General features: G+C 63.5%; 2 protein-coding genes. Both read right to left on the reverse strand.

Features of this window, described 5'->3' with window-relative positions; translation table 11 throughout:
• Positions 1–28: 28 nt before the first annotated feature.
• Positions 29–1,183 (reverse strand): efflux RND transporter periplasmic adaptor subunit, encoded by a 1,155-nt coding sequence (locus tag EOA85_RS28990; protein WP_127212044.1) that lies wholly within the window; start codon positions 1,181–1,183, stop codon positions 29–31.
• 16 nt (positions 1,184–1,199) lie between these two features.
• The coding region (locus tag EOA85_RS28995; RefSeq protein WP_164759947.1) for a multidrug efflux RND transporter permease subunit at positions 1,200–4,295 on the reverse strand (3,096 nt) is incomplete at its 5' end.

The raw sequence follows: 4,295 nt of genomic DNA on the forward strand, positions 1-4,295 counted from the left end.
GCCGCTGGGCCGGGCCTGATGGGGGGTATCAGGTGGCCGGTTTCTGTGGCAGCGGCGAGACAGGCATTCCCGGGCCGATCTTCTGCAGATTGCCAGTTATCACCTGGTCGCCTTCCGATACGCCGCTCGAGATGGCCACCAGATCGCCATTGGTCGGCCCGAGCGAAACGATGCGCTGGTCGACAGTGTTGTCCTTGCCGACGACATAGAGGTATTTGCCGAGCTGGCTCGATCCCAACGCCGTCTGCGGCACCATCAGTGCATCGGGCTGCTGCTTGATGTGCAGCCTGACGCGAACATATTGGCCCGGCAGCAGTGTGAACTTGGCATTGCCGATCGTCGCCCGTGCGGTGATGGTGCCGGTCGAACGATCGATCGTGTTGTCGATGAAGGTGAGCTGACCTCTCTGGCGCGGCTCCGTATCGCCGGGAAGCAGGACGTCGACTTCGACGGGCCCCGCCGCGCGGGCTTCCTCGATCTGCACCAGATCCGTTTCACTCGGATTGAAGGTGACATAGATCGGGTCGAGCTGCACCAGCGTGTTGAGCACAGTGCCGGCGACGCTGACCAGCGTTCCGACCGAGGCCTGGTTGCGGCCGACGCGCCCGGCGAACGGCGCCTTGATTTCGGAATAGCTCAGATTGAGCTCGGCGGTCCGCACAGCCGCCTGGTTCACGGCGAGCGAGGCCTGGGCCTCGCGCAAGCTGCTGGTGCGCTGGTCGAACGCATCCTTGGCGATGTATCCGCTCTTGGCGAGCTCGGTGCCGCGACCAAGGTTGGAACGCGCATAGTCGAGCGTTGCTTCGTCGCGCTGGACCTGAGCCTTCGCCTGGTCGAGGGCGGCCTGGAAATCCTCTGGAGCGATCTTGTAGAGAAGGTCGCCCTTCTTGACATCGCTGCCGTCGGGCGCGACCTGCTCCTGCAGATAACCCGGCACGCGCGCTTGCAGCGTGATGCTGCGGATCGGCTCTGTGCGGGCGGCATAGTCGAGATAGATCGGGATCGTCTTCTTGACGACGCTCACCACCGGCACCGGCATGACAAACGCCGCGGGTTCGGGCGTTGCCGCTCCTGCCGTACCGGCGTTGAGCCCGAAATTGCCCATGTCGAGCAAGTGAACGCTGGCCACCGAGATCGCCCCAACGGCAACCGCCGCTCCCAATGCAATTTTCCATTTACGCATGATCAATTCTCCAATCCTATTCGGCCGCTTCGGCTAATCGCTCGAAAGCGGGTTCGGCAGTGGGTTCAGTCAGTTCGGCAACGGGTTCGCTCTTGCTGCCGCGCTCGCGCAGCTGCTCGATCACCGCATAGAAGACCGGCACGAACACCAGCGACAGGATCGTCGCTGCGACCATGCCGCCAAAGACGGTGGTGCCGATCGACTGGCGGCTCGCTGCACCAGCACCTGTGGAGAACATCAGCGGCAGCACGCCGAGGATGAACGCGAAGGCGGTCATCAGGATGGGCCGCAGCCGCAGGCGCGCCGCTTCCATTGCGGCGTCGACGATGCTGAGGCCTTCCTCGCGCCGGCGCCGGGCAAACTCCACGATCAGAATGGCGTTCTTCGCCGCCAGCCCGATCAGCATGACGAAGCCGATCTGCGAATAGACGTCGATCTGCATGCCGCGCATCAACAAGGCGACAAAGGCACCGAACAGGGCAAGCGGCACCGCGAGCAGAACCATGAAGGGCATGGCCCAGCTCTCGTATTGGGCGGCGAGGATCAGGAAGACGAAGACCATGGCGAGACCGAAGACAATCGAGGCGATCGATCCGGCCTTGAGCTCCTGATAGGTGATGCCAGTCCATTCGTAGCCGAAATCCTTCGGCAGTGCCGTGGCAGCGGCCCGTTCCATCGCGGCGACCGCCTGGCCCGAGGAGAAGCCGGGTGCGGCACCGCCGTTGATCAGGGCCGACGCATTGTTGTTGTAATGCGGGACGGTTTCCGGGCCTACGATAGGCACCAGCTTGCCGAGCGTGCTCAACGGCACCATGCCGCCGGAGGCATTGCGCACATAGAGCCGCGAAATGTCGGCCGCACCTGCACGCGCATCCTTGTCGGCCTGGATCGTCACCCGGAAGGTGCGGCCAAACAGGTTGAAGTCGTTCACATAGAGCGAGCCGAGGTAGATCTGCAGCGTGTTGAACACGTCAGGCAGGCTGAGGCCGAGCAGTTTCGCCTTGTTGCGGTCGAGGTCGTAGTTGAACTGCGGCGTCGAGGTCGAGAACGACGAGAACAATTGCTGCGGGTTGAGCTCGGGCTGTTTGCGCGCTTCGGCCAGCACGGCTTGCGTCGCGTCGTTGAGCGCAGCGCTGCCGCGACCGGTCAGATCCTCCACTTGGAATTCGAAGCCGCCGGTCGTGCCGATGCCCGGGATCGAAGGCGGATCAAAGCTTAGCGCGAACGCTTCCGGAAGTTCCATGAGCTTCGAGCGCACGTCGGCGACGAGCTTCGAGGCGCTCTGGTCAGGGCCGCGTTCGTCCCATGGCTTCAGGATGGCGAATTCCACTGCCGAGTTCGACTGGGCGGCACTGGTGAGAAAGTTCAAGCCGCTGATCGAACCGACTATTTCGACACCAGGCGTATTCTGCAGGATGTCGCGTGCCTTGCGGGCCACCGCGTCGGTGCGTTCCAGCGATGCTCCATCCGGCAACTGGATGACCACGAAGAAGTAGCCCTGGTCCTCGACCGGAAGGAAGGTCGAGGGCAGGCGCTGCCAGACGAAATAGGTGGCAACAAGCCCGGCCGCGAACAGCCCGAGCATGATCCAGCGCAGGCGGATGAGGATGCGCACACCATGGGCATAGCCATGCGACAGCCGTTCGAAGCCCGTGTTGAACCAGCGGAACAGGAAGAACTGCGTTGCCGGGCGGTGGCGCAGGAAGGCGGCGCTGAGCGCCGGAGTGAGCGTCAGCGAGACGAAGGCGGAGATGCCGAAGGAGATCGCCACCGTCAGGGCAAACTGGTTGTAGAGCCGGCCGGAAACGCCGGGTATGAAGGCGACCGGCACGAACACGGCCATCAGCACGGCGGTCGTGGCGATGATCGGGCCGGTGACCTCGGCCATCGCCGCGCGCGTGGCAGCGAGCGGTTTGAGGCCGGCCTCCAGCTGGCGCTCGACATTCTCGACGACGACGATCGCGTCATCGACGACGAGACCGATCGCCAGCACCATGCCGAGCAGGCTGAGCATGTTCAGCGAGAAGCCGAACATGTACATGACAACGAGCGTGGCCACCAGCGACACGGGAATCGCAATCGTCGGGATGATCGTGGTCCGCCAGCTCTGCAGGAAGATGAACACCACCGCGACAACCAGGACCAGCGCCTCGCCGAGCGTGACCAGCACGTCGTGCATCGACGCCGAAACGAAACGTGTCGTATCGTAATGCATGGCGTAACTGACGCCCTTCGGGAAGCGGGCCGACAGTTCCTGCATCTTGTCCTTGACGCGCTGCTGCAGATCGAGCGCGTTCGAACCCGGCATCTGGTAGACCGCAAGCACCACGGTCGGATCCTCGCCGAAGAATGCCGACGACGAATATTGCAGGGCGCCGAGTTCGATGCGCGCGACGTCGCGCAGCCGAACCAACGAACCGTTCGCGGCATCGGCGCGCACGACGATATCGCCGAATTCCTTGGGATCGCTCAGTCGGCCGACTGCGTTGACCTGCATTTCGAAAGCAGTACCCGCCGGCGCAGGCGACTGCCCGATCTTGCCGGCCGCAACCTGGACATTCTGCTCGGCGATGGCGTTTTGGACATCGACGGCTGTGATGCCGAGATTGGCGAGCTTGTCGGGATCGAGCCATACGCGCATCGAATAGCGCCGCTCGCCGAAGATCTGCACGTCGCCGACGCCCGGCAGGCGCTTAAGCGGGTCGACCACTTGCAGGTAGGCGAGGTTGCTGAGCGCGACCGGATCGACGGAGCCGTCGGGCGAGGTGAGGTTGACGATCAGGACGAAATTCGGATTCTGCTTTTTGATCGTCACGCCGCCCTGGTTGACGATGGCCGGCAGCGAGGACGCCGCCTGCGACACGCGGTTCTGGACGTCGACGGCGGCGGTGCTCAGGGAGTAGCCGACCTCGAAGGTGATGGTGATCGTCGACGAGCCGTCATTGGAACTCGATGACGACATATAGGTCATGCCTTCAACGCCGTTGATCTGCTGCTCGAGCGGCGTCGTGACGGTGTCGGCCACGACTTGCGCACTGGCGCCCGGGTAGTTGGCGCTGACCACGACCTGAGGCGGCGTGATGTCGGGAAATTGCGAGACAGGCAGCAGGAA

This window comes from Mesorhizobium sp. M5C.F.Ca.IN.020.29.1.1 (assembly GCF_003997375.1).
GTDB classification, from domain to species: Bacteria; Pseudomonadota; Alphaproteobacteria; order Rhizobiales; family Rhizobiaceae; genus Mesorhizobium; species Mesorhizobium wenxiniae.

What these genes read in the sequence shown, in the direction of transcription:
- EOA85_RS28990 (WP_127212044.1), bottom strand. Translation starts at nt 1,183, where the DNA reads ATGCGTAAATGGAAAATTGCATTGGGAGCGGCGGTTGCCGTTGGGGCG.